Genomic DNA, 25,360 nt, shown 5'->3' on the forward strand with positions numbered 1-25,360 from the left:
GCTCAGCGCCTGCTGGCACCCAAAAGCTAGATTGCTCCCATGTTGCTCACCCCTGAAGACGAGATACGCACACGCGCTGAGCTGGTCGCGTTCGTCCGCGACCTGCACCAGGACTACCTTCGGCGAGGGCACGACTGGGAGAACCACACCCTCGACCGCTTCCTCGAAGCCCTCGCCGCGTGGACAGCCGACTCGGACGGCTGGTACCAGAACTTCGGCAAGGAACTTCCGGCCAACGGCGACTGGACCTTCCTCGCACGAGCCCTCGACGCGGCTACCGTCTACGAGTAGGCGAACAGGCCCAGTTGGCGTTGGGCCTCTTCCGCTTCTTCCACCTCTTCCGTCCTCACTCTGAGCGCCGTTCCGGACAACTTCGAGAAGGTCGGCCCCAGTTGGTCTGTCAGACGTCACACCTAGGCTGTCCGCAGTGATTCGATCAAGGAGCAGGCCCGTGCGGATAGAACGTCACCAGGTGAGCCGGACCGTCGTCGCGGCAGCTCGCGAGGACTTCACGAACCGGATCGGGGGGCAGGTGTGGACCATGTCGAAGGCCGGCCGGATGACCACCTACGACTGGCAGTTGATCGCCGACGAGTTCCTTGACTATCTGGGTGCCCTCTCCGTCGAGACACCCGACCTCGGCACCCCGGAGGCCAAGGCCGCCCTCAAGGACGCCTCCGAGGCCGCGGCCGGTGCCGTCGCATACGCCGCCTACCACCCGCACGCCAGCTTCCATATCTTCCTGAATTACGTGAACTTCGGCATGGACTACGACCCGGACGAGGATGCCCCCGAGGAGAGCGTCACGCTTGGGGAGTGGATCGACGCGCTCTGCCTGACGCTCCTCATGGACAAGGCCAAGCGGCACGGTGAGGCCTTCTACTTCGCCCGGCAGAAGTTCGCCGAACAGCAACGGGCAACGCCCATCGGCGAGTTCGCCACCGGACTGATGGCCGTGGTCCTGGACGACACCGGCGACGACGATGACGAGGAGTACCCGCCGAGCGCGCAGTCCAAGCTCGCCGCCGTCGACGCGGCCCTGGACCGGATCCGTACCCGCGCCGCCGAGACCGGCGAACCACTCCTGGACCGGCCGCACAGCGCGGCCCTGCGCACGCTGCGCGCCCTGGCCGCCGAGGACCGGGAGGCCTTCGATGCCGCGCTGGCCGACCTCCTGGTCAGGCACGCCAGTGTGCACGGCCACGCCGCCTCCCCGAGCTCTCTCCTCCCGCTGATCCCCATCGCCCTCGCCGCTCTCGCGTACCGGACCCTGGGCTGGGCACCCGCCGTCAGCTCCGACTACCTCCCGCACGCACTGATCACCGGTTTCGAGACCCGAGGCCCGAGGGTCGGCGGCTTCGGCCGCGACCGGCGCCCGGACGCGGTCGACGCACTCGCCGCGGGCCCCCTGGTGGTGGAACGGCCGACCTGCGAGCGGACCGTGGCCCCGCAGATCGAGGCCAGGTACGAGGAGAGGCTCCGGGAGGCGTTCACCTCCGCCGAAGGCGAACCCCTCATGGTCTGGCGGCTGGCCGACGTGATGCGCGATCAGGAGTGCCTGTTCAAGCGGCGCGCGGGCGCCCTCGGCGACGTCACGGACGCTCAGCTCGCGAACCTTCGTCTGGCCTCCCGGACAGGGGCGGCCCTGTTCCGTATCGCCCTGGCAGAGCCGGGTACAGAGGCCGAAGTGACCATCGACGGCCGTACGCTGCGCTACCCGGCCGAACGCGGCGAGGAAGCCGATGCCGGAAACTGGCAGACGGCCGTTGCCCTGGCCCTCATCACCGGCGCACGTGAGGACCTCGCCCCGCTGGTCCTCACCGGCCCGACCTTCGCCCGCCCGGACGGCTCCGCCTTCGCCCCGTACCGCGAGGCCCTGCACGCCTACCTGAAGGGCACCGATCCCGAGACGGCGGCGCGGCGGGCGCTGCAACAGCATGAGAGGGCCAAGGACTGGGGCTTCGCCATGCCGCCGGCCGTGCTGCTGTCGCAGCTCGTAGAGGGCGACGAGGAGAGCTTCAACCTCGCCCTGGCCGACGCCCTCGAAGCCCACCGCGACCACTACCGGGTCGCCGACCGCGCCGACGACCCGGACGCTTCCGTCAACCTCGACATCCTGGCACTGGCCTGCCACGCCCGCCGCCGCGGCTGGACCATCCGCGTCGAATCCCCCTACCTTCCGCAGACTCTTCTACGGTCCGCTGAGCCCTTCTAGGGCCTGTTGCGGAAGTCCCGCCTGCCTGACGACGTCCGGCACGGCACCTCGCCGGGTTGGTCGTTCTCGTGGTTGGCCGGTGCGGTGACGCCGTCCGGACAGTCCCAGCCGACCTCGTCTCACGGACGGACCCAGCCCTCGCGGTAGGCCGTCCAGTCGGCCTCCGTTGCGGCGAAGTCGACGTACAGGGCGACGCCGAAGCGGGCGCGGTCCGCATCCGTGCGGGAGAGACCGAGACGGACGCCACGCGCGGCGGCCGGGACCGTCTCGGCGTGTGCCCAGTGACCGAAGCGGTTCTCGTGGAAGAAGGGCAGGCCCATCAGAAGGTCGGTGGTGGGCGGGGTGACCTCCAGGGCGAGAGAGGTCTGCTGGGCGACATAGCCGCCGTACAGGCTCTGCAGGGGCTGCATGGTGTCGTACGACATGACGGCGATCTGGTCGACCCGCCGGGCGACCTGGCCGAAGTACGCCTGTGACCACCACTTGGGGTGGCCTGCGAGCGTGCCCCAGACGGAGTGGAACGCCGGGAGCGGGTCGATCTGGTGGGCGGCGACGGACAGCAAGGCGTGGTGGGCGCGGGTGAGTGCGCGCAGGTTGTCGAGGAGAGCGAGGTAGTTCCGGTCGCCGGAGTGCAACGGCTCCAGGTCGAAGTGGACACCGTCGAAACCGGCGGCCAGGATCTCCTGGGTGGAGTCGACCACGGCCGCCCGCGTCCGCGCCCGCTCCAGCCTCAACCCGTCGGGGCTCTCGGTGGCCAGTACGTCGCCCAGCCACGCCTGCACGCGGACGCCGGGCAGGGCCCGGTGCACGGCCGGGATCAGCCAGCGGGCGTTGCGGTAGGCCGACGCGGGCAGCGTGCCGTCGTGCTCCAGCGGCCCGGCGTGCACGTACAGATCCCGGATGCCGGTACCGCCCAACTGCTTGGCCAGGGCCGCGACATCGGCGTCGGTCTTCCGCCCGTCCACCCAGGCATGCCCCAGCCAGATCGCGTCCCGGCCTCTGGTACGCGCCCCGTCGACGGGGTCGCCCACGTAGTTCACCCGCAGGGCGGTTTCGGCGGCGAGGAGCGGCAGAAGCAACGCGAGCACGAGGGCGAGGACGGCACGACGGACCCAACGCCAGCGCCGCCGACGGCGGGACGGGGCCGAGTCGGACTGCCCCTCCGACCCGACGCTCGTCGTGCCCGTACCCGTACCCGTATCCGTGTTCGTGGCTGGGATCGCCGCCTCTCCGTCTGGGCGCGTCCCGTCTGCCCCATCGGCCTTCGCTTCCTCGCCCGAGGCTGCCGTCTCCTCGGATTGCGGCTCGGCCTCCGTCGCTTTGCCCTCGGTATGCCCCATTCGCCTCTCCCCTTCCGCCCCGCAGGTCACGCCCGCCCCGGTATGTCCCGCCTGGTGACGCAGCCCCGGTCATGTGGCCAACTGGACGGCCACACGCCCCCGAACGCGACGTCATTCCAGCTCGCTCCGGGCGATCTCGCCGCGGTGCGCGCCCTCGTCCTGATCGGCGCGGGCAGCGGGCACTGTGCTGGGTGATGCGGCGGGGATCATGTCACTGGCGCTCCCCGGCAATGACGATCAAGGGCCCGCCACGGTTGCATCGCAAGACGGAGCATCGCTTGCGTACTGGATGTACTCGGGCGATGCGCTACGCCGAACGAGCCGGGACGGACTATCTGGCCTACGCATCCCCGCATACCGGCGGGGACAGCAGACTCCCGCTTCCCGGCCCACCGATGGCCAGCCACGACCAGAATGACTGGCGGACGAGATCAGCGTCGGCCTTCTGGGTCGACGTCCTCTGGGAAACCCAGCCGATCAAGCAGCTCAACGAACAAGTCCTCCACGAAGACCTCTCGCGAGCGCAGTACCTCTTCGATCGACGCCATAGCGACCGAGTGCCCGAAGCCTGCGGAGCGGGCCCAATCCAGTGCCCCTTGCGCATCGCCCGGCACCCGGGCGTCCAGCTCGGCGCGCTTACGGTCGACGGCCTCAGCGAATGCTGGCGTAATGACCCACTCGCTCATGTCATCGACATCATCAGGAACTTCCGCCCACAATCCGGCTGCTGTCTCCAGGTTCAGGCAGGCGCCCCAGAGCTCCACGCCTGGCCCTAGACCATTCACAATGCCAACGTCACTGTCATAGACGGAGGTTATGCAGGCCGGAGCACCTGTCCACTCCACCAGCGCCCGCAGCGTCGCTTCCGGGTTCTTGATGACATCGTCGTCAAACTGCAGCGTCTGCCAGCCACCTGCGCGTGGCCGATTGACTTGGACCATGTCCCTGCCGTGGATTCCCTCGAACACCGGCGCCTCCAGCAGTGGACGGTCGCTGCGGCCGAAGACCACCTCTCCCGAGAACCCCATCGTTGCTCCCCTCCAAGATCGTAGGGACAGGCTACGGCCGCTCACTGACAGCGGTCCTGTTGTCTGCGGCAAGGGGCAAGCGGTGCCTACCGTCGTACAGCCGCCGACCGGGAAGGCGTTGACCGTCCAGGCGGCGGCCGACGTGTTCCTCGACTCACTAGTGCGCCGAGGACACGGTCCGGGATGTGATTCATGCGTTCAGCGAGAAGGGCCTGGCCGCGCTGGACCCTCAATGAGTGGGAGGCCGTCCCCGCCTGATCAGCGATGACAAGGGCGAGTTCATCGTCGCGGCGGCCAAAACCCGCCCGGCCAGGCTGGGGTGTCCCTTCACCCACTGGAGCATCCGCAAGCTAACTTCCACGGCTACTGCTTCCCGGGCGACGATCAGCTCTGGTGTGACCGCCGCCGCAAAGGCGGCGACCACTCCCTGGCTGCCCTTGTACGAGCGGGCCGTCAGAAGCAGGATCGGCGCCGTCGAGAACACCGACGCGGGCGTTGTGTTCCCGAATCAGCGCACTGATCCGTGGTTTCACAGCCTGTTCACCGGCACGGCCCTTGCTCTCACGGACACGATGCGTGTCTTCGACCCTGTCGCGACCTTCCCCTCGATCAACATCAGCTCGGGTCAGGCGCTGATCCGCCCCTCGTCCCCTCAACTTCTTATGGAACTCCTCGAGGCCCTTCCCGACGCGGTGGAACGGGCGCCACGACTCATAGCCCCTACGCATGGAGACCGCCCGATCAGAGAAGCTCGCCGTCTGGCAACCAGCATCGCCGCCCTGGGGACGGAGACCGTCGGCCGCGGTGTGGAGGCGGAGCCGGAAGCCGCCAACTTGCTGAGGGTGGCGGCTATGTTCCTCGCAGACCGCAGTGACGGGATCGAAGTCGAGGCTATGTGCCGTGACATCGCTCTCGGCATCACCACCCTTCAGGACCGCGCGGACGGCATCATCCCAGCACGCGAGGTGGTCCTCCTGGTGCGCGCCTGAGGGCCACACAACACGACCCCGAAGGGGCTGTGGCGATGCGACGCGGTCTGAGTAGCGGTCGGTAGAGCCGACTTCGACCACATGGTCCGGCTCGGCTGAGTCCGCTCCCCGTCCTATGCCCGGCGACGCCGCCTCTCCCCCGATCCAGTGGGTGGAGCGGCGTCGCCGCACGGCAACTGACCCCGCGGTCACCAGAGATGGCCGGGCGAATCACACCAGAGCCCTCGAAAGTCAGTACCGTCAGGCCGCCCAAGAGCTCCGCGCCGCAGTCACCCACGAGCGCCATCTGCGCCAGAACCTCGACCAACAGGCCAACCCTGCCGCCGACGCCGGCACCCGGATCATCTGGCACGACCTGTGTGACGCCATGGCCAAGAAGGTCTCCGGCCACAGCACCTTCTCGGCCACGGTCACCGGACCGCGCCAGGGAAGGCTCGCCGAGGTCATGCCGCAACGCCTATATTTGGGAAAGTATTTAGCTTTGGAATCGGTTGTTCCCGATCTGTTGGATATGAGAAATGGGGGGCTCTTGTTACGCCGATTGATCGCCGCAGTGGTGGTGATGGCCGGGCTGGCAGCGTCAGTCACCGTTCCGGCCGCCGCCACCGATTTCCCCGCGGCCACCACGCCCTTGGTCACCTGGAACATGCAGGGGGCCAGTAACGAGGCGCAGAACGGCAGCAAGTGGACCAACACGGTCCAGCGGCTGGCGCTGCAGGTGCCGATCCTGATGCTTCAGGAGGTCGGCCCGCACCCGCCGCAGAACAGCGTCGCACAGCCTGACCAGACCTTCACCACGGTCGACAGCCAGGGCGGCACACATCAGTTCACCGTGCAGCACCGGACCTGGACCGTCGGCAGCGGTTACCGCAATGCCATCCCGACCCGTGAGGTCTACTTCCTGCAGTCCGACGACGACGCGACCAACCCGCGCCGGATCGGCGGCCGGGTCAACAACGCGCTCGTCCTGACCGAGGCGCCCGACGAGCTGATCGTCGTCGGCAACCCGGTCGACGCCGGCCGGAACGCGCTCGGTGCGCGGTTCGGCAACGAGTGGTACTTCACCGTGCACGGCCTGTCCGGCGGTGGCGGTGACTCCGCGGCGATGCTGGACGCCATCGACGACGAGATCGCGCGCCTCGAGGAGCAGCGTGGCGCCACCTACCACGCGACGATCGGTGGCGACTTCAACGTCGACCCGGACGACCTCGCCAACCGGGCGAACTTCCCGCCGAACATGCGAATCAACAGCTCAGATCACGCGACCCACCAGAGCGGTGGTGAGCTTGACTACTTCGTCACCACCCACCTCGACCAGAGGCCGACGGTCACGGTCCGGCCCGAGGGCAACTCCGACCACCGGCCGGTCCAGTCCGGCCAGTTCAACGCGGCCGGCGCCAGCCCGTCGATCGACGAGCTCCGGGTGATGCCGACCGGTGACGGGATCACGGCCGGTATGTACAGCACCGACGACGTCGGCTACCGGGACGAGCTGAACACCAACGTGAAGAGCCTGACCGCCCTTGCGGTGCTCGGCGGTGCGTTGGCCAGCCTCTTCGAGCGCGCGGATTTCGTCGGTGAGCTGAAGAACGGCAAGCGCGGCGACCCCGACCACATGGGGTTCGACGGCAAGGGCATCGACGACATCCAGGCCCAGTCGATCCCCGCGCTGCAGACGCTGCGGCCGAACATGATGACCCTGGTCGCGGGCACGGCCGACCTGGCCGGCGGTGCCGACGGTACGGCGACGGCCGGGAAGATGGAGGGCTTCCTGGACGCGATCTACCGGGCCTCGCCGACGACCACGGTCCTGCTCGGGACGCTGCCGCCGTCGACGAACCCGACGTACCAGGCCCGGATCGACGCCTACAACAGCGCGCTCCGCACGATCGCCTACGACAAGATCAAGGGCGGCGCACGGCTGGTGCTGGTCGAGTTGGGCTCGGTCACCCCGCAGGACATCACCAACGAGATCTACCCGACCGACGCCGGTTACCAGAAGATCGCGGACGCCTTCACCGAAGGCGTCCGGATCGCGGTCCTGCAGCACATGATCAGCGGCCGCTCCTACGCCTGGGAGCCGATCGGCAAGATCCGGGACGCCGCCGCGACCGGCTCGAAGATCGGGTTCCCCGATCTGAACGGCGACGGCAAGGCTGACTACGCGGTGGTCGGTACGGACGGCAAGGTCACCGGCTGGCGTAACGACGACCCGCGCAAGGCCGCGGTCTCGCTGGGCGACATCAGCCCGGCCGACCGCGGGAACGACCCGTCGCTGGTCTACTTCGCCGACCTGGACGGTGACGGCAAGGACGACTACATCCGGATCCTGCCGGCGGCCGACTCGCCGACCGGCGTCGCCGCGATGCGGATGTCGCGGAACACCAGCAGTGGCGACAAGGTCAGTTGGGGCAGCGAGACGATCGTCGCGAACAACCTCGGCTACGAGCCGGAGATGTACTTCACCGACCTCGACGGTGACAGCCGCGACGACCTGATCACGCTGGACCGGATGAGCTTCCCGACCGCCTGGCTGAACAAGGGCACGGGAATGCCGACTCAGGGCGGCTGGGACAAGGTCGAGGGTTTCGCCACCCCGGGTGAGGCGCGCGGCGCGCAGGTCGCCTTCGCCGACATCACCGGTGACGGCAAGGCCGACACGGTCCGGGTCGAGTACACCACCGGTGAGGTCCGGGCCTGGCAGAACACCGGCGCTCCGTGGAGCGTCACCAAGGGCTGGAAGTCACTGGGCGTGATCCGCGCCGACGATCCGTTCCAGGGCACCTACGGGACCTTCGCCGACCTGGACGGCGACAAGATCGAGGACTTCGCCGTGACCCGCTCCGGCACGACGGCGAAGACCGCCGTCAAGGCGGCCGCGGCGAGTGGTGCCGGTGACATCGAGGGCTGGCTGGTGCCGAGCTACGGCGACGGCAGCCGCAGCGACGGCGGCGCCGGTGATCTCGGTGTCAACGGTGGTGTCGGTGACCCGATGGAGTCGCACCCCGGTGGCGACGACGGCGGTTCGCGGCCGGGTGCGTCCGGCGACTGCCGGCCGGACGGTCTGGCGACCACGCCGGGCGTGGCGACGCCGTACTGCAAGGTCTATCAGAGTGACGGCCGGGAATGGCTCGGCCAGGGCCGGGACCGCCGGGTCGTGGGCTACTTCAACGGTGGCCGCACGGGTGCCGACGGCACGCCGCACTACCTGGTGAAGAACATCCCGTGGTCGAAGGTGACCCACCTCAACTACGCGTTCGCGTCGGTGGAGAACAACCGGATCAAGGTCGACTCGAACGCCACCCAGAAGGAGTGGCCCGGCGAGGTCGGCGCCGAGATGGACCCCTCGCTGCCCTACAAGGGGCACTTCAACCTGCTGACGAAGTACAAACGCCTGCACCCACGGGTGAAGACGCTGATCTCGGTCGGTGGCTGGGCCGGTTCCGGTGGCTTCTACGCGATGACCACCAACGCCGACGGCTCGGTCAACCAGGGCGGGATCGACACGTTCTCGAGCTCGGTCGTGGACTTCCTGCGGACCTACGGGTTCGACGGTGTCGACATCGACTTCGAGTACCCCACGGTCCTCGAGGACACCGGCAATCCGACCGACTGGGCGGCCTCGAACCCGCGTCGCAAGGGTCTGCCCACGACGTACGCCGCGTTGATGAAGACGCTGCGGGACTCGCTGAACCGGGCTTCGGTCGCGGACAACAAGTACTACCTGCTCACCTCGGCGTCGTCGGCCTCCGGCTACCTGGCCCGCGGGATGGCGAACCAGACCGCGCTGGACTACCAGGACTTCACCAACCTGATGGCCTACGACTACCACGGCACCTGGAACGACGTCGTGGGTCCGAACGCGGCGCTGTTCGACGACGGCAAGGACCCGGAACTGGCCGATCAGTACGCCACTCCGGAGTACGGGAAGATCGGGTACTTCAACACCAGTTGGGCGATGAAGTACATGCGTGGCGCGATGCAGGCCGGGCGCGTCAACATCGGTGTGCCCTACTACACACGCGGCTGGCAGAACGTCACCGGCGGTACGCACGGTATGTGGGGCACGTCGCAGAAGCCGAGCGGCTGCGAGCCGGGTACGGGCGTCAAACGGCCGTGTGGTGACGGTGCCTTCGGTATCGACAACATCTGGCACGACGAGACCAACAACGGCAGCGAGCTCGGCTCCGGGACGAACCCGCTGTGGCACACCAAGAACCTGGAGAAGAACATCACGCCGGTCTACGCACGCAGCGTCGGGCTGACACCGGAGACCGACATCACCGACCGGCGTACGGGCCAGTACACCCGGTACTGGGACGACACCACGAAGACATCGTGGCTGTGGAACGCGGACAAGAAGGTGTTCCTGTCGACCGAGGACGAGCAGGGCATCGACGCGGTCACCGATCTGGTCAAGTCGACCGGTGCGGGCGGCGTGATGATGTGGGAGCTCGGCGGCGACTACTCCTGCCCGGCGGACGTCCAGCCGGACACCCCGTGCGGGATGGGGTACACGCTGACCACCCGGCTGAACGAGAAGCTGGGCAATATCGGTGCCTATGACAACAGTCTGCGCACCGGCAGCGAAGGTGCCGCGCCGACGGTGACCGCCGACCTGAGTGTCGAGATGGTCAACTACCCCACCTCCACGGCGAACTTGTGGCCGTTGCAGCCGACCGTCCGGATCACCAACAACACCGGGCGCACGCTCGGCGGTGGCAAGGACACGAAGCTGTCGTTCGACATTCCGGCCTCTACGTCACCGCTGGTCAAGGACGCCAACTGGCAGACCGATGCCCAAGGCGGCCAGTGGAAGCTGGCACCCGGTACGACGTTCCACCGGGTCAGCACGACGCTGGACTACTGCCAGATCATCCCGGCCGGGAAGTCGCTCGACTTGCCGATCATCTACTTCCTCCCGATCACCGGTCCGGTGAACACGAGTCTGTCGATCGGCGGTACGGCGTACGCACCGGTGACCGACAACCTCAAGGGACTCGGTACGGCGACCCCGCCGGCCGGTGGCTGTAGTGCCGGGAACTGGGACGCGACCAAGATCTACTCCCCGGCCGGCCAGCCGATCGAGCAGACCACGGTCAAGTACAACGGCAAGGTCTGGAAGGCCAAGTGGGAGACGAAGGGCAGCGCCCCGGGCACCGGTGCCGACGCCGACCACGAGCCCTGGAAGCTGATCGGCGACGCCGGCTGATGGCTCTCAGCCACCCAGCCTGACGGGCCAGGTATTGATCAACTAGCCGGAGAGTGCTTCTGACCTGCGACGGTGGGACTTCTACCAGAGTCCTGTCGGCTGCACGGACAGAAGCACTCTCCGGGTGAGCAAGCTAGGGCTAGTGCCGCATCAGGCAACGTTCGCCCTGTCGACGACGGCGCGTAGGCGCTGGTTGTCGGCGTGGTCGGTGCCGTCGAGGGTGAAGTAGCACAGCGCCGTGAACTGGGCCTCGATGCGGTTGTGCCAGGAGGAGTTGGTGGGGGTGTAGGCGATCTCGACGTTGTTCGCAGCCGCCCAGGTGCCGACCCGCTGGCACCTCTTCGTGGTCAGATGCGGGGCAAAGTTGCCGCAGACGATCGCGATCCGCACCGTCGGAGGGTGGAGGCTGCGCAGGTAGCGGCAGAACTCCAGGAACTGCGTCCGCTCATTGACCGGTTTGATGTGGCCGTAGAGCTTGTCCCTGGACAGGTCCAGGGCGGCGAACAGGTGCCGCACTCCGCCGTAGCGGTTGTAGGTCGCCCGCCGCCTGCGGCGTGGTTCGCGGTCGGGGTCTTTGTGCTTGCCGCCGCGCTCGGCCCATTGCCGACCCGGGTGGGGCATCAGGTTGAGTGGTCCGAACTCGTCGAGGCAGAAGATGACTTCAGGCTCGCCGTCCTCGGATATGACCTCGCCGTCGGCGATCGCGTAGAGGTGTTCGACGCGTGCCTTGTCGCCCGCGCGATGCCCACCACCCAGGCGCTGGACGGTATACGCAAGTCGCTGCTGGTCGACGCCGTTCTGTCGCAGGTAGCCCCATCGCTCGTGCACATGGCTCTATGGGCGGCCGTGATGCTGCCCGTCGGGGTGGCTACTTTCGCCGCCGGGATGTCAGGGGCCCGGCGCGAGGGCTCGCTCGGCGAGTACTGAAAGCACCTGTAATGAAAGGGAGTTCAGAATCTCTGCCGGCCCTGAAGTGAACTGCTATGCTCTGTAGCATGTCATCGCATCGGGGATCGGCAGAGCGCGAACCAGGACGTCAGGGTCTGGCGGCTCACTTCGGGCCGCTGGAGCTGGCGATCCTCAATGTCATGTGGGCGAAGGGCGAGACGGACGTAGCCGGCTGCGCCCGAAATCTCGACAGCGGCCAGGCGTACACGACCGTGAAGACGGTGATGGAACGCCTCGTGGTCAAGGGCCTGCTCGACCGGCGCAAGGAAGGCCGGCAGTACGTCTACTGGCCGCGGCAGACCCGCGCCGAGGTCGAGCAGCGGGTGGCAGACGAGCAGGTTCGCCAAGTGGTGGACGGCTTCGGCGATCTGGCCGTGGCGAATTTCGTCCGAGCGGTGAGCGGCGACGCCAAACAGCTCGCGCACGTCCGCGCCCTGTTGGCCGGCATCGCCGACCCGCCCGCCGACCCCGGCGATACGCCGCAGTCGCCGGAGGGGGCCGCATGAACATGAGCTGGCTGGGCTATCCGCAGGTGATACTCGCCGCATGGTGTCCCGCGGCCACCGTCGGCCTGTGGCATCTGCTGCGCCGCCTGACTGAGCGGTTACCCGCGCGCGAACGGTTCGTCCTGACCGTAGGAACGGCCCTGACTCCTCTGCTGGCCATGACGGTTCCCTACCTGCCGCACAGCCCGCTGAGGGAAGCACTGCCCTGGCGGGCGCCGATCGCCTGGGGTATCAGCAACGGCATCACGGACGCCGATCCCGAGCGGGTACTGTCGGCCGTAGGCGCGCAGCTGATGCTGGCGGCCTCGATCGTGCCGCTGCTATCCCTGGCCGTGTCATTCGTGGCCGGCGCGGTGCACGTGGTGCGTACTGCGCGCACAGTCGCGCAGCTGGCTCCCCGCCAGTGTGGCGACATCTGGATCGCGGACGGTCTCGCGGGCGGTGCCGGGGGCGGACTCGGCGATGAGGCGGGGCAGGCCGTACGGAACCTGGCGAGTACCGTCGGCCTTGCGCGGCCCCGGATCATCCTCTCCTCTTCCGTAGCTCAGTCCGCCGAGGCGTCGGCGATCATCCGGCACGAACAGGCCCATGCCCAGGCGCGCCACCCCATGTGGATCTTTCTGGCTACGTGCGCTCTGCGCTCATGGTGGTGGATTCCCGGGCGCAAGGCGATCCTCGGTGAGATCCGCCTTGCCGCGGAGCTGTGGGCCGACCAGGACGCCCGCGCGGCCGACGGAGCCGCAGCTGTGGCGCGGGCCCTGTGCGCACAGATCGACACCCATACCCGGCTGACCGGGCCCGACTTCGCCCCTGTAGGCGGCGGTGTCGGGTTCCTGGACCCCGGCGTCGAACTCGTCCACCGCGCCCAGGCGCTGGCCGTTCCTCCCAGGGTGTTGCCCGCCTGGCAGTCCTGGACTGTCCGCGCGCTGATCATCGCGGCCGTCGGCGCCGCCGCCGTCCTTCTCTGAACTTCCCCGGTTTCCGGGAAGCTACCCCCCCACGTGCGCACGCCGAGGATCCGCGGGCGTGATCGATACGTCGTGCTGCGAGCGACCTCTCCCGAGAGCGGGCGCACCCCTACCCAAAATTGCTACACCGCGTAGCAGAAAGAAGTGTCATGCCAGCGATTCCCGAACTGCAGCAACTTGTCGGAGAACCCCCGGTGGCACCGGTGATCGAGACACGGAGCCTGTCGAAGGTTTTCCGCCGCCAGACCGCTGTCGACTCGGTCGACCTCATCGTACGGCCCGGCAGGATTTACGGCCTGCTCGGACCCAACGGCGCAGGCAAGTCGACCACGCTGAAGATGATCCTGGGCCTACTGCCACCCACTCAAGGCGACGTACGGCTGTTCGGGCGGCAGTGGGAGCGCCAAGCCCTGTCCCGCATCGGCGCGAGCATCAACGGCCCGAGTTTCTATGGACACTTGTCCGCCCGGCAGAACCTGATGATCCACGCCCAGCTGCTCGGACTGCCCGAGACCGAGGTCGATCGAACACTGGACACGGTTGAACTGAACCGCACCGACCGGAAGAAGGCGAAGAGCTTCTCCACCGGTATGAAGGGACGCCTGGCGTTGGCCATCGCCATGCTGGGCGACCCTGACCTGCTCATCCTGGACGAGCCACAGAACGGCCTCGACCCGGAAGGCATCGCCGCTCTGCGGGCCATGATGCGCGGCTTCACCGACACCGGTCGCACCATCGTGCTCTCCAGCCATCTGCTGGGCGAGGTCGCCTCGGTCGCCGACGACATCGGCCTGATCGCGCAGGGGCGCCTGCGCTACCAAGGAAGCCTCGCCGATCTGGCACCGGACGGGGACCTCGAACGTGCCTACCTTACGTTGGCCGGATCCTCCGGCACGGCCCGGACGGTGGCCCCGTGAGTGCTACCGCCCCCATGACGCCGGTTGTCGGCCTGCCCGAGATCCTGCGCGCGGAGTTCGCCATCTGGCGGCGCAGTGCCGTCGCCTATCTGCCTTTGGGCGGAGTGGCGTACGCGCTCGCCGACTGCGCGATGTTCCTCGCCACCGGCTCCGGCAAGACCTGGAAGGACGTCCTCGGCTACCAGAACCTGTGGGCGATGTTCGTCGGCCCGATGCTCACCGTGCTGCTGGCGGTCACCGCGACCCGCATCGACCGTGGCGCCCGGGGCGGCGGGACCTGCTACCGTCCGGTGCCCCCGGGCTACCGGCACCTGAGCCGGTTCACCGCTCTGGCCGTACGGTCTCTGCTGCTCAACGTACTCGGGGCCAGCACGCCTCTGCTGCTACTCGGCCTGCTGTCCAGCGACCATCGGGTCCCCGCGGATCGCGCGATCGAGGCTGTACTGATTCCCTGGATCTCCCAACTCGGCCTGCTGGCAATGACCTTGTGGCTCGCCCGGCAGATGCACTCCGGGGCGGCCCTCGCCGCCGGGTTCGTGTGGACGGTGCTGGGGGTGGTCAAGGCCGAGTCCACCGCCTGGACGGTCCTGCCGTTCACCTGGCTCGACCGCGGCGCCCTGCCGGTCCTCAGCACACACGCCAACGGCGTCGCCCTAGAACCCCACTCCGCGCTGGCCGGCGCCTCCCCCTGGCCGCCTGCCATCCTCGGGGCGCTGCTCGCGATCCCCTTCCTCTTACTGCCCCGACTGAGCCTGTCCGGACCCCATACCGCCAAGCACCGCACGGCAGTTGAACGGCCGGCCTACTCGCCGGGAGCCACCGCGATCCTGAACACGGTGACAGAACCAGCCCCGCACCCTGCGCCGGCCAAGCCACGCCTGGTCGGCGCCGTACTCGGAATGCTGCGCGGCACCGCGCTGATCTGGCTGTGCCCTGGCGCCATCGCACTGATCGCCCTGTGGCTGTCCTGGCACGATCCGGACACCAGCATCCAGCTGTTCACGCTCCTGGCCCTGCCCATCGGCACCCTGGTCCTGGGCCTGGTCGTGTGGAATGCCGCCGCTCAAGGCTGGCGGGCAGTAGCATCCCGCGCCACCGGCACCACCGGCCCTGCCCTCGCCCTCACAGCCGTCACGACCGCCATTACCGTCGGCCTGTCGCTGATCACCGCGCTGCTCTACCTGACGGCAGGCATCCCGGCCAGCCACGCCTGGCCCCTCGGGCTCACCGGTGCGACCGTCGGCGCGATGCTCACCACACTCACCCTCTGGCTGACCATGCGCACCTCGCAGGCCGTCGCTGTGGTCGTCGGAATCATCGGCATCCTCTTTGGCGTGCTCGTCGGCGGGACCTCCATGCAGCAGACGCTTTGGCCGCTGATCCCCTACTCGTGGGCCAACTACCTGGACCTCCACCGCATGTCCGTGACTATTCCCGTGAGTCTCGCCTCCACCGTCCTGCTCACCTTCGCCATCACCCACGCCACCCGAAAGGCAGCCGAAAACTCATGATCACCCGCATGCGCGCGCGCACCTCCCGAGCCGGCGTCCTGCTCGCGACAACGGCCGCCCTGATCCTCCCCCTGGCCCTGTCCGGCTGCTCATCCCAGGAAGGCGACGCCATCACCAAGTGGCCAGCCGCGACGAAGAACCCGCAGCACATCACGGCCAACCAACTCGGCGCCGCCTGGCCCGTGACAGTCTCCTCGGGCGACGTCCGCTGTGACACGACCCCCTACAGGGGCTTCGCCATCACCTTCACCGCACCCGACGGCAAGGTCTACGCCCTCAACAACGTCGCCCAAGACGAACAGCACCACCCCAGCATCGACACAATCCAGAAGCCCTCCTCCAAGACCATGTGGCGCCTGCGCTCCTTCGGCACGCAAGTCTGCAGCGTCTACCGCGCCAAACACATGAATCAGACCCCGACCCCGCCCAAAGCCCCGTGACCGGCTGCCGACCACCGATACCCTTAGCGCAGGGGTCTGTCAAAACGAACGGCTCTGTCCCGTAACCGGCGGTAGCGGTGTGTAGTGATCACTGGAGGAGGAAGCGGTGGCGGAGCAGGGAGAACCCGGCTCGGCCGTGCATCTGCCTCATGATCCGTTTGGTTCGCGTGTTGACGCCATCGGTGCGGCCGTTGTGGTACGGGAGGGTGAGTCCGGTGTCGACGGCGGCGCGATCGAGTTCGAGTTCGTTCGCGAAGGGGTGCAAGTGGGGTAGATCAGCGACGTTGACCGTGGCGACCCAGCCGGTGAGCTTGGCGTCGTTGCCCTCTGCTGGGGTCAGTAATTGAGCGAACTCTGCAGTAAGACAGGCGAGTTCGGTCATCTCGGCAGGCTTCGGTGAGTGACCGCAGGAGCGCGGTGTTCTTGTCCCGCAGGTTCTCAGGGCGGGTGAGCAGGAGGCGGGCGAAGCGCTGCGGGGTGGTGACCGACTTGTCGCCTTCGGCGCGGCCCTGGTGGTAGAGCAGGTTGAGGCTTCCCGACCGACTCCTATCGCCTCGCCACCACCCGCGCCCGCGCCCGCGCCGGACAACGGGCCTCAGCTAGCTGATCGTGGGCATAGTCCTCTGGTGGTGTGATCGCGCCCCACCGAATCATCGGATGGCATACCCGTCCCACAGCGGGCCGCCAGCCCGGTCCAGCACCTCCGCGACGACCGCGGCGAAGACGCTCGTATCTCCGGCGACCGCCTGCGCGGCTGCCTCGGTCAGCGCGCGGTGTACCCCGGGGCCGGCCGCAGCCAGCCGCCGCGACAATCATTTGCCTCCGCCAAGCCAGTGCCCGCCAACTAACAGGACCAGTGCCGCGGCAGGCAACGTTCGCCCCGTCGCAACGCCCGGCACGCTCCCCCAAGCTCTTCGAGCAGGGGGGACCCCCACAGCGGCGCGGATGTCATCGGTCGACAGGCCGGTCAGCGGGCCCATCCCGCTGGCGTCGCCCGCGGTGACCAGCACGTGGTCGACATGCCCTGCCCTGTCGAAAGCCTCGTTGAGAAGTACTCATGGGCTATGGCGCGGAGGGCACCAGACGGCGGATCTTCACCTGCCGCCACGGCCGAGTTCGCCGAGCACGGCCTGTCCGGGGCCAGGGTCGATCGGATCGCAGCGGCAGCCCAGGCCAACAAGCAGGCCATTTACCTGTACTACGGGAACAAGGAGAAGCTGTTCGCCGCCGTCGATCTCGTGGACGGCGGCACGGTTCCCCATCTCCCCGAAGACGCGCGGGTCCGCGCCGCCCAGGACCTGTTGTTCACCATCATGGGTCTGATCTCATGGAACTTCGCCGTTCCCAGGATGTGCCGGATCGCCCTGGGCGAGGAGAGCGAACAGGCCGCGTTGGCCCGCCGCCGCGAGACCGTGATCGAAGCCGCGCGCGCACTCGCCGCCGCCCCGAACACTTCTGCACAGACACCTCGGGACGACCGGGCTGGCGTGCAGGCAAGCGGGACTCCCCCCGTACCGACTTCGTAGGCATCAGCCGCGATAGCGCCGCGCCGACGTGCGGCATGCGCCGACAGATCCGGGCCGCCACCTCCTGCGGGCCGTACGAGCAGCCGGGCCGGGGCGTCGACGAACCGGACCGGCCCGCGGCCGGGTCACTTCCATCATGGCGGCGTGGCCCGCTCCACACCGGCCCCCTCTCCGACCCTCGCGGCGCTCGAACGGCGGGTTGAACGGCTGACATCTGCCGCGAACGGCGGGTGTCGTCGGCCAGAGCGCTCCGGCAACCTTGAAAGCGCACGTCACAGGGGTTGTGAGCACCGGAATACGTCGTAGGGGCGCGCCATGGTCCGGCGCTGCGGCGACTGTCACGGCGCCGATACGACCGCTCGGATACGCGTCGGCGGACACGAACCCGGGTCTCGGCCTGGCCGCCGATGCTCAAAGGAACGCACGATGTCTTCTTCCGCTCTCGCCCGTCCGCCGTTCGACCCGGAGGTCGAGGCTGTCCCGACTGTCAACGCCGGGGTTCCCGCGGGCGCGACCCGACGGGTCATCGCGATCCTCGCGACGAGGACGTCGCCTGCGTGACCGCCCTGTGCAGCTCGGGCGTTCAGGCCGAACCGCATGTCCGGCTCCGCGGAGTCCACGGCTTCGGCATCCTCGCGCCGCACACCGCGATCGCGTACGGAATGACCGCCGCCCGCGGCGCATGGGTCGGGCGCGCCTTCGGCGTCTGACCGGCCAGGGCCACCACCACACCACCACAGTCCGACAGCGAAAGGTTCACCACTCGTGTCCACGATGAAGGCCGTCGTTTGCAGCCAAGGCGAGTTCACGGTGCGGGACATCCCGGCGCCACGGCCGGGGCCCGGCCAGATCCTGCTCCAAGTCGCCCGCGCGGGTATCTGCGGCTCGGATCTCCATTTGCGTGCCTACCCGGACCAGTTGGCCGACACGTTCGCGTCCGTCGGCTACAACGACTCTCCGCGAAGCAGCGACGAGGTCGTCTTCGGCCACGAGATCTGCGGGGAGGTCGTCGGCTACGGTCCCGACACGCATCGCCGGTGGCGTCCGGGAAGCCTGGTCGTGTCGATGCCGATGATCCGTACCGGCCGCACGCCGTATCTCGTCGGCTCATCCGCGCAGGCCACGGGCGCCTACGCCGAGCAGATCGTCGTGCAGGAGTCGATGACGTTCGACGTACCGAACGGGCTCTCGGCCCAGCACGCTGTCCTCACCGAGCCGATGGCCGTCGGTTGGCACGCCGTACGACGCAGCCGGATCAGCAAGAAGCAGACCGCCTACGTCATAGGTTGCGGTCCGGTCGGGCTCGCCATCATCGGGATGCTCAAGGCGGGCGGCGTTCGCACCATCATCGCGTCGGACTTCTCCCCCACGCGGCGGAGGCTGGCCGCCCGGCTGGGCGCCCACGTGGTGGTCGACCCGCGCACTGCCGACCCGTTCGAGTCGTCACCGAACCCGCCCAAGCTCGGCACCCTCCCCGAGTACATCAACCTCGGCTTCGACGCGATGGAGAAGATGCGCAAGGCGCCCAAGGCGCCGTGGTGGCTGGCCTTCCGGGCGATGCACCAGCTCCAGCTCGGTGATTCCGGTGCCGTCGCGTTCGAGTGCGTCGGCGTCCCCGGGATGATCGACAGCCTCGTGGAGGCGGCCCCGATGATGAGCAAGCTGGTCGTGGCCGGTGCCTGTCTGGAGCCGGACACCATCCAGCCGATGCGGGCGATCGGCAAGGAGATCGACTTCCTGTTCTCCGCCGGCTACAACCCCGGCGAGTACCGCGACACGCTGCACATGCTGGCCGACGGGACGGTCGACCCGGCTCCGCTCGTCACGGGCACCGTGGGCCTGCACGGCATCGACGCCGCGTTCACCGCGCTCGGGGACCCCGAGCGGCACGCGAAGATCCTGATCGATCCCCTCAGCACCGCGGTCGCTCCCTGACGGTTGTGTCCTGCCGAACCGTCGACACCGCCACACCGGCCGACGCATCCGTCATGTCTGACCACCCACCCGCAGAGGAACCCTCATGGCCACCCCCGCCATCCCCCGGCCCCCGTACGACGCCGAGCTAGACGTCACGCTCACCTCCATAGCGAACGAGATTCCGCTCACCTTCACCCACGAGATGATCCCGCTGATCCGCCAGAACCCGGCGTACCAGGTCACCGCGGAGGAGTTCGACGCCCTGGGCCTCGCGGTCCGCGACGTCACCATCGCCGGGCATCAGGGCGGCCAGATCCTCGTCAGCACCATCGCGCGGAAGGACCACCAGGGCGTGGGGCCCGGGATCTACCACACCCACGGCGGAGGCATGATCACCGGCAATCGTTTCGCCAGCATCCAGCACATGCTCCCCTGGGTGATCGAGCACGACGCCGTCATGGTGACCGTCGAGTACCGGCTGGCCCCCGAGTTCCCCGACCCGTACCCGGTGGAGGACTGCTACGCCGGGCTGGTGTGGACGGCCGAGCACGCCGCCGAGCTCGGCATCGACCCCGAGCGGCTGATGGTCGTCGGTGCGAGCGCGGGCGGCGGTCTGGCCGCGGGCACCGCGCTCCTGGCCCGCGACCGCAAGGGCCCGTCGCTGATCGGGCAGGTCCTCATCTGTCCCATGCTCGACGACCGCGACCAGACGGTCTCGACCCGGCAGTTCGACGGTGTCGGACTGTGGGACCGCCAGAGCAACCTGATGGGCTGGAACTCGCTTCTGGGTGACCGCCGTGGGACGGACGAGGTGACGATCTACGCGGCGCCGGCGCGGGCGACCGACCTCTCCGGCCTGCCGCCCACCTACATCGACTGCGGGTCCGCGGAGGTGTTCCGTGATGAGGACGTCGCCTACGCCTCGCGGCTGTGGGCCGCCGGTGTCCAGGCCGAGCTGCATGTGTGGCCGGGCGCGTTCCATGGGTTCGATGTCACGGCGCCGGACAGCGTGCTGGGCAAGGCGATGATCAGCACCCGTGACGCCTGGGTCGGACGCCTCCTCGGCGGATGACGGCATCACCCGCGCGGGACAGCGGGCGCCCACGGGTCGTGCGCGGAACCCGGGTTCCGCGGCACGACCCGGCGCAGGCGGCGCCGGTAGCCCGAGCGCTTGAGCCACCCGCCTCCTCGAAGGCGGAGCGCAGATCGGTACGCAGTACGCTGCCCTGAGATGCAGACACAGATGCAAGAACTCGTGGGACGGCTGACCACCCTTGATCCCGAGGCGAGCGAGACCCTGAAGGTCGTCGTCTACTTCGACACGCTCATCGCTGCCGGAGCGGGTCTGGACAGTCTGCTGCGCGGCGCCGCCGCCCTGTCCGGCGTCGTGGCCGGCGCAGAGCGGCGCGGGCGCGTCAGTCGGCGCGGCCCCGATGGACAGAGCCCCCAGGCCGAGCCGCTGACGCGTGGGCCGGAGCGGCCGTGTTCCGTCGGGGCGGTGTGGTTGGAGCGCGTAGGACCGCGTCATGCCGACGACGAGATGATCGTCGAACGCCTCGCGTTTGCCCTCGACCTCCTCGAGGCCCGGCACAACCAGGTCGGCGAGCTTGAGATCGCCATCGACCCGACCCGCACCCTCGCCGAGCGGACGACCGCGCTCGCCAGGCTGCGACTCGAGCCCGGATCGCGGATCCGGATCGTCGCGACTCGGTCAGACGCACCGGCGGCCCCGTCCTCGGTGGTTGTCCCGACCCGATACGGGCTCATGCGCGCGCAGTTGCGCCGAGGGGACGAGCAGCCCTCGGCAACGCCCGCGGGGCTGGGGCCATGGGTGCGGGCCGATCACGCACCCGACTCCTGGGAGGGCGCGGCGATCGCGCTGCGGCTCACCGAACCGGCTGTGCCCGTGGTCGACGCGACCGATCTCGGGGCGCTGCTGATGCTCGCGCGAGCCCACGACCCCCGGGCTCCGCACGACGACGTGATGGCGCTCGCCCGCCTGGACGCCCGCACGGCGCAGGTGTTGCAGGCACTCGTCGGAGCAGAGAGTATCCGTGCCGCCGCCGCTGCCCTCGGCATGCACCACTCCACCCTCCAGGCACGCCACGAAGCACTCACGCGCGAACTCGGATACGACCCGCGCACGGCTGCGGGCAAGGTCCGTTACGGAGCTGCCGAGTTCCTCTTGCGGCTCACCGATATCCGCGGCGTCGAGCGGCCGACTCCGAGGACCTCCTAGGGCCATGGCGGCGAGGTACCTTCCTCGCCGCCATGGCCCCCGCGTCGGAGCAGAGGGGGCAACAGAAGCCGCTACGAGGCGAGCGGGTCCTCCCCGCTGACCAGCATCCGTGCCGACGGGTCGGGGCCGTGACGGTCGTCCGTCTCGGCGAACGCCTGCTCGACCTCGCGGTACAGGTCACGGACGAGCGGTTCGAAATCGCCGTGGGTGAAGATGTAGAACTTCCTGCCCTGCATCGCCTCGACCACCTGCTGTCCGACCATGTCGGGGTCGGCACCCTGGGCCAGCACAGTGCCCATCTGCTCGGTGAGAGCGGCATCAGGCTGACGGCCGAGCAGCTTCGCCTGCGCGTCCTCGGCCGAAATGTTGATGCGCGTGGCCACCGTGCCGGGACACAGCACGGAGACACCGACGTCCGATCCTCGGAGCTCGTCGCGCAGCACCATCGAGAAGCCGACACTGGCGATCTTCGAGGAGGAGTAGGCGCTCAGGCCCGCGGTGGGCAGCAGGGCGGTCATCGAAGCGGTGTTCATGATGTGTGCGCGCCCGCCACGGCTCTTGATGCGGGGCAGAAACGTCGAGACGCCGATGAACTGGCCCTCGGTGTTGATCCGGTAGATCCAGCGCCAGAGTTCCAGAGGTGTCTGGTCGACCGGGCCCCCGCCGGAGACGCCCGCGTTGTTGCACAGGATCGAGATCGGCCCGAGCGCTTCTTCGGCACGGTCGGCCGCAGCCGCCCACTGATCGGCGTCGCTCACGTCAAGCTCCACCGTGGTGACCGTGCCCCCGGCCTCGGTCAGCTCCCGGGCCGCCTCCGTCAGCCTCGCGCCGTCGATGTCGGCGAGCGCGACCTTGGCCCCCGCGGCGACGAGCGCCCTTGCGATTCCGAGCCCGATCCCCGATGCCGCACCGGTGACGAACGCCGCTTCTCCTGCCGGCCAACTCATGACGTGCTCGCTCTCTGCCTTGATCGCTTCGTACTCTCCACGGCTTGCGCCGCTTCGGCTCGATACTCACACCGGTGCACTGCCGCCGAGCACCGCCATGCGCTTCAGACTTCCGGCCACTCACCCGCCATTCGTGCGGGGCTGTCGCAGCCGACCCGGTAACCCTCGCGGCGAGGACCGACAGCGGCGTCGAAGGATCAATTTCGCGCGGTGGAGGCCACCGCCCCGCGCGGAATCGCCGCAGGCCAGGCCCGGAGCCCGGATGTCCGAGCAGGGCAGCTCCCCCGGGCGGCCTCAACTCCCCATCGGCTCCAGCCTGTTGCCGTCCGCAAAGGTGCCGATCCGGCAGACCGTGGAGCGGGCGCGTGGGACCGGGTTCGTGGCCGGTGCGTTCCACCTGGACGAGACGTACGGGTCGTTGGAGAGCCGGGTGGCGCGGCACGAGACCCAGTACGCCTGGGCGGAGGACCCGCCGTCCCGTATCCGCCACTTCGTGACCGGCGTCAGGGCCACCGCGGACGCCGAGGATCCCGACCTCGTGCACGTCCGCAGCAACCTGCTCGTCTACCGCACACGACAGGAGCAGACGCAGCCTCAACTGCTCTCAGGTGAGCGGCACGGCCAACTGTGCAGGGAAGACGGTGCGTTGCGCCTCCCGCGCCACGAAGTCCTGCTTGATCTCACGGCGATCGGGACGCACGACCTTTCCATCTTCTTCTGACGCACGAGAGCCGACGCGCTTCTCGACGAACTCGCCACGGGGCTCGTGTACGGCGAGATCCCCGCCGGACTGTTCGGCAACCAGGAGGTCTACGACCTCGAACTACGGAAGATCTTCGGCCGGTACTGGGTGTACCGCGCGCACGAGTCGGAGGTCGAGGCCAAGGGCGATTACGTCCTGCGCGAGATCGGCGAGGACAACTTCATCGTCATCCGCGACGAGGAGGGCGGGATCAACGTCCTGTTCGACGCGTGCCGGCACCGCGGTGTGCGGGTGTGCCGGGCGGACTCGGGCAACACGGGCTGTTCACGATGCTGGGCTACAACTTCTCGCCGCGTTTCAAGGACCTTAACGACCAGCGGTTCTGGCGGGCTGAGCTGCCCGGCGTGGAGACCGGCGGGTACGGGCCGCTGGAGGACCTGGCCCGCAACAAGGTGAACCTGACCAAGGTCACCACGCACTGGCCGGACATGCTGCGCGTCGCCGGATCGCTGGTGACCGGGCAGGTCCGCGCGTACGACCTGCTGCGGATGTTCGGCCGCGAGGGGCGGTCCACGCCTTTGGGGCAGGCGTTCGCCGAGTACGGGCGGATCGCCAAGACCTTGCATCTGTTGCGGGTCGTTGACCCGGTCGACGACACTTACCGCCGGCAGATGAACCGGCAGCTCACCGTTCAGGAGTCCCGCCACAAGCTCGCCCGCGACATCTGCCACGGCAAGCGCGGAGAGATCATGCAGGCGTACCGGACGGGGCAAGAGGACCAGCTCGGCGCGCTCGGCTTGGTCCTCGATGCCACCGTGCTCTGGACGACCCGCTACCTCGACGCCTCCGTCGCGCACCTGCGGGCTCTCCTCGCGGAGGAGCGGGAGCACGACGTCCTGGACGAGGACGTCGCCCGTGTCTCCCTACTCAAGCACGCCAACCTCAACTGCCTGGGCCGCTACAGCTTCGCCGCCCGCCCGCCGCGCGAGGGCCTGCAGCCCCTGCGCGACCCGGCGGCCGTCCACCTCAACGAGGACGGTGGCACAGAGGAGTGAACGACTGCCTCAAACGGAGTCGGGCGGCAATGCGCCGAGAACGGCCGCGAGGCTATGCGGGTCGCGGCGGGCGATGTTGTGGCCGACGGGAATCTCGTGAACCCGCCAGCCTGAGTCGTTGCGCAGCCGTTCGGTCAGGGAGACAAACGGGCTACCCGGCCACGCGCCACCACTGATGAACGTTCGGCCGAGCGCGTGGCTGGGGTTGCCTCCCAGCCTGATCGACTGGACGAAGCTCGCCAGTGGGTGCGGTCGCGCGCGAGGGTCGAGTCCTTCGGGGACTGCGACCCATCGGCCGTCGGCGCGGGCGCCGGCTATGAACAACTCCCGGAAGCTGTCGCTGGTCAAAGACCAACACGAATCCCCGTCGTCCGGGACGTAGGCGTCGATGAAGACGAGCTGATCGAGGCGGTCGCCGAGCCGATCCGCGACACCGGCGATCACCATCCCGCCGTAGCTGTGTCCGCACAGCGCGACGGGCATTCCGTCGCCACGGTCAATGATCTCAGCTACCTGGTCAATATGGGTGTCAAGGTTCGGCGGGCGGCCCACATCGACTGGGCCGTCCGACTCCAACCCCGACAGGGTCACCGCCTCGACGTGGTGACCGTCTCGGTGCAGCTCAGCAGCCACCGAGTCGAACACCCATGCGCCTTGCCAACCACCCGGCACCATCACGAACTTCACTGCGTCATCGTAGGTCAAGCAGAGCCCGAGGAGTACAGCCGGTGATCGCGCTCCTCGGCAACGCTCGGGCTGACGGCGGCAAACCGTAGGGCGAATCTGTACGCACCGGCCGGCTCCGACAAATAGGCCCTCAATGCCGCGCGGTTCTCACAAACGGTCCTTTGCCCGAGCAAGATCAAAGAGGGCAGCCCGGTGATCGCGAAGCGCCGGTT

At 68.5% G+C, this 25,360-nt stretch carries 21 protein-coding genes and 4 pseudogenes; 19 read left to right on the top strand and 6 right to left on the bottom strand.

Features of this window, described 5'->3' with window-relative positions:
- The first annotated feature begins 39 nt into the window (after positions 1-39).
- Together ACZ60T_RS00560 and ACZ60T_RS00565 are read left to right on the top strand one after the other, a co-directional pair.
- The gene (locus ACZ60T_RS00560; RefSeq protein ID WP_469663153.1) at positions 40-291 is read left to right on the top strand and encodes a DUF7660 family protein; all 252 of its coding nucleotides are present in this window, start codon (positions 40-42) and stop codon (positions 289-291) included.
- A 160-nt stretch (positions 292-451) separates the two neighbouring features.
- Positions 452-2,215: an immunity 49 family protein gene (locus ACZ60T_RS00565; protein WP_469663155.1), complete on the top strand. Its 1,764-nt coding sequence runs from the start codon at positions 452-454 to the stop codon at positions 2,213-2,215.
- Between the two features lie 119 nt (positions 2,216-2,334).
- Here the strand turns inward: ACZ60T_RS00565 and ACZ60T_RS00570 are convergent, their stop codons facing one another.
- Positions 2,335-3,555 (bottom strand): glycoside hydrolase family 18 protein, encoded by a 1,221-nt coding sequence (locus ACZ60T_RS00570; RefSeq protein ID WP_469663156.1) that lies wholly within the window; start codon positions 3,553-3,555, stop codon positions 2,335-2,337.
- Between the two features lie 54 nt (positions 3,556-3,609).
- Between ACZ60T_RS00570 and ACZ60T_RS00575 the strand changes: the two genes are divergently transcribed.
- Entirely contained in the window at positions 3,610-3,750 is a 141-nt protein-coding gene (locus tag ACZ60T_RS00575) for a hypothetical protein (protein WP_469663158.1), read from the top strand.
- A gap of 236 nt (positions 3,751-3,986) precedes the next feature.
- On the opposite strand, the gene ACZ60T_RS00580 is transcribed toward ACZ60T_RS00575, so the two are convergent.
- On the bottom strand, positions 3,987-4,583 hold the full coding sequence (locus tag ACZ60T_RS00580; protein ID WP_469663160.1) for a hypothetical protein: 597 nt from the start codon (positions 4,581-4,583) through the stop codon (positions 3,987-3,989).
- Between the two features lie 236 nt (positions 4,584-4,819).
- On the opposite strand from ACZ60T_RS00580, the gene ACZ60T_RS00585 reads away from it, so the two are divergent.
- Positions 4,820-5,572 (top strand): hypothetical protein, encoded by a 753-nt coding sequence (locus ACZ60T_RS00585; RefSeq protein ID WP_469663162.1) that lies wholly within the window; start codon positions 4,820-4,822, stop codon positions 5,570-5,572.
- A 115-nt stretch (positions 5,573-5,687) separates the two neighbouring features.
- Complete coding sequence (locus tag ACZ60T_RS00590; RefSeq protein WP_469663164.1) at positions 5,688-10,784, top strand: glycosyl hydrolase family 18 protein; 5,097 nt, start codon at positions 5,688-5,690, stop codon at positions 10,782-10,784.
- A gap of 150 nt (positions 10,785-10,934) precedes the next feature.
- On the opposite strand, the pseudogene ACZ60T_RS00595 reads toward ACZ60T_RS00590, so the two are convergent.
- Positions 10,935-11,591, bottom strand: a pseudogene (locus ACZ60T_RS00595) (transposase); the annotation flags it as partial.
- A gap of 188 nt (positions 11,592-11,779) precedes the next feature.
- Here ACZ60T_RS00595 and ACZ60T_RS00600 point away from each other — a divergent pair.
- The 5 genes from ACZ60T_RS00600 (at position 11,780) to ACZ60T_RS00620 (ending at position 16,074) form a co-directional block, all read left to right on the top strand.
- Positions 11,780-12,238: a BlaI/MecI/CopY family transcriptional regulator gene (locus ACZ60T_RS00600; RefSeq protein WP_365634893.1), complete on the top strand. Its 459-nt coding sequence runs from the start codon at positions 11,780-11,782 to the stop codon at positions 12,236-12,238.
- Positions 12,235-13,206 carry a M48 family metalloprotease gene (locus ACZ60T_RS00605; protein ID WP_469663166.1) on the top strand — a complete coding sequence of 324 codons (972 nt, stop codon included), beginning with the start codon at positions 12,235-12,237 and terminating at the stop codon, positions 13,204-13,206. Before ACZ60T_RS00600 ends, ACZ60T_RS00605 begins: the two co-directional genes overlap by 4 nt.
- Positions 13,207-13,355: 149 nt before the next feature.
- Complete coding sequence (locus ACZ60T_RS00610; RefSeq protein ID WP_469663167.1) at positions 13,356-14,123, top strand: ATP-binding cassette domain-containing protein; 768 nt, start codon at positions 13,356-13,358, stop codon at positions 14,121-14,123.
- Positions 14,120-15,634: an ABC-2 family transporter permease gene (locus ACZ60T_RS00615; RefSeq protein ID WP_469663169.1), complete on the top strand. Its 1,515-nt coding sequence runs from the start codon at positions 14,120-14,122 to the stop codon at positions 15,632-15,634. Before ACZ60T_RS00610 ends, ACZ60T_RS00615 begins: the two co-directional genes overlap by 4 nt.
- An 8-nt stretch (positions 15,635-15,642) precedes the next feature.
- Positions 15,643-16,074 carry a hypothetical protein gene (locus ACZ60T_RS00620; protein WP_365634904.1) on the top strand — a complete coding sequence of 144 codons (432 nt, stop codon included), beginning with the start codon at positions 15,643-15,645 and terminating at the stop codon, positions 16,072-16,074.
- Between the two features lie 88 nt (positions 16,075-16,162).
- Here the strand turns inward: ACZ60T_RS00620 and ACZ60T_RS00625 are convergent.
- Positions 16,163-16,613, bottom strand: a pseudogene (locus tag ACZ60T_RS00625) (transposase); the annotation flags it as partial.
- 480 nt (positions 16,614-17,093) lie between these two features.
- Between ACZ60T_RS00625 and ACZ60T_RS00630 the strand changes: the two are divergent.
- The 6 genes from ACZ60T_RS00630 (at position 17,094) to ACZ60T_RS00655 (ending at position 21,756) form a co-directional block, all read left to right on the top strand.
- On the top strand, positions 17,094-17,600 hold the full coding sequence (locus ACZ60T_RS00630) for a TetR/AcrR family transcriptional regulator (protein WP_469664698.1): 507 nt from the start codon (positions 17,094-17,096) through the stop codon (positions 17,598-17,600).
- A 426-nt stretch (positions 17,601-18,026) separates the two neighbouring features.
- A complete protein-coding gene (locus tag ACZ60T_RS00635) occupies positions 18,027-18,161 on the top strand; it encodes a hypothetical protein (RefSeq protein WP_469663171.1) in 135 nt (44 codons plus the stop codon).
- Complete coding sequence (locus tag ACZ60T_RS00640; protein WP_469663173.1) at positions 18,158-18,310, top strand: hypothetical protein; 153 nt, start codon at positions 18,158-18,160, stop codon at positions 18,308-18,310. The genes ACZ60T_RS00635 and ACZ60T_RS00640 overlap by 4 nt, the downstream gene beginning before the upstream one ends.
- Before the next feature lie 64 nt (positions 18,311-18,374).
- Positions 18,375-19,535 carry a zinc-binding dehydrogenase gene (locus ACZ60T_RS00645; RefSeq protein ID WP_469664699.1) on the top strand — a complete coding sequence of 387 codons (1,161 nt, stop codon included), beginning with the start codon at positions 18,375-18,377 and terminating at the stop codon, positions 19,533-19,535.
- An 85-nt stretch (positions 19,536-19,620) separates the two neighbouring features.
- Positions 19,621-20,589: an alpha/beta hydrolase gene (locus ACZ60T_RS00650; RefSeq protein WP_469663175.1), complete on the top strand. Its 969-nt coding sequence runs from the start codon at positions 19,621-19,623 to the stop codon at positions 20,587-20,589.
- A 159-nt stretch (positions 20,590-20,748) separates the two neighbouring features.
- Positions 20,749-21,756 carry a hypothetical protein gene (locus tag ACZ60T_RS00655; RefSeq protein ID WP_469663177.1) on the top strand — a complete coding sequence of 336 codons (1,008 nt, stop codon included), beginning with the start codon at positions 20,749-20,751 and terminating at the stop codon, positions 21,754-21,756.
- Positions 21,757-21,827: 71 nt separating this feature from the next.
- On the opposite strand, the gene ACZ60T_RS00660 is transcribed toward ACZ60T_RS00655, so the two are convergent.
- Positions 21,828-22,703, bottom strand: a complete 876-nt coding sequence (locus ACZ60T_RS00660) for an SDR family NAD(P)-dependent oxidoreductase (protein WP_469663179.1) — start codon at positions 22,701-22,703, stop codon at positions 21,828-21,830.
- 262 nt (positions 22,704-22,965) lie between these two features.
- On the opposite strand from ACZ60T_RS00660, the gene ACZ60T_RS00665 reads away from it, so the two are divergent.
- The 3 genes and pseudogenes from ACZ60T_RS00665 to ACZ60T_RS00675 all read left to right on the top strand — a co-directional run.
- Positions 22,966-23,424 (top strand): aromatic-ring-hydroxylating dioxygenase subunit beta, encoded by a 459-nt coding sequence (locus ACZ60T_RS00665; protein WP_469663181.1) that lies wholly within the window; start codon positions 22,966-22,968, stop codon positions 23,422-23,424.
- Between the two features lie 129 nt (positions 23,425-23,553).
- Positions 23,554-23,679, top strand: a pseudogene (locus ACZ60T_RS00670) (hypothetical protein); the annotation flags it as partial.
- A gap of 44 nt (positions 23,680-23,723) precedes the next feature.
- Positions 23,724-24,461 (top strand): annotated as a pseudogene (locus ACZ60T_RS00675) (Tn3 family transposase); the annotation flags it as partial.
- Positions 24,462-24,470: 9 nt separating this feature from the next.
- Here the strand turns inward: ACZ60T_RS00675 and ACZ60T_RS00680 are convergent.
- Positions 24,471-25,148: an alpha/beta fold hydrolase gene (locus tag ACZ60T_RS00680; RefSeq protein WP_469663183.1), complete on the bottom strand. Its 678-nt coding sequence runs from the start codon at positions 25,146-25,148 to the stop codon at positions 24,471-24,473.
- Between the last annotated feature and the right edge of the window lie 212 nt (positions 25,149-25,360).

This window comes from Streptomyces sp. NPDC104371 (genome assembly GCF_055583785.1).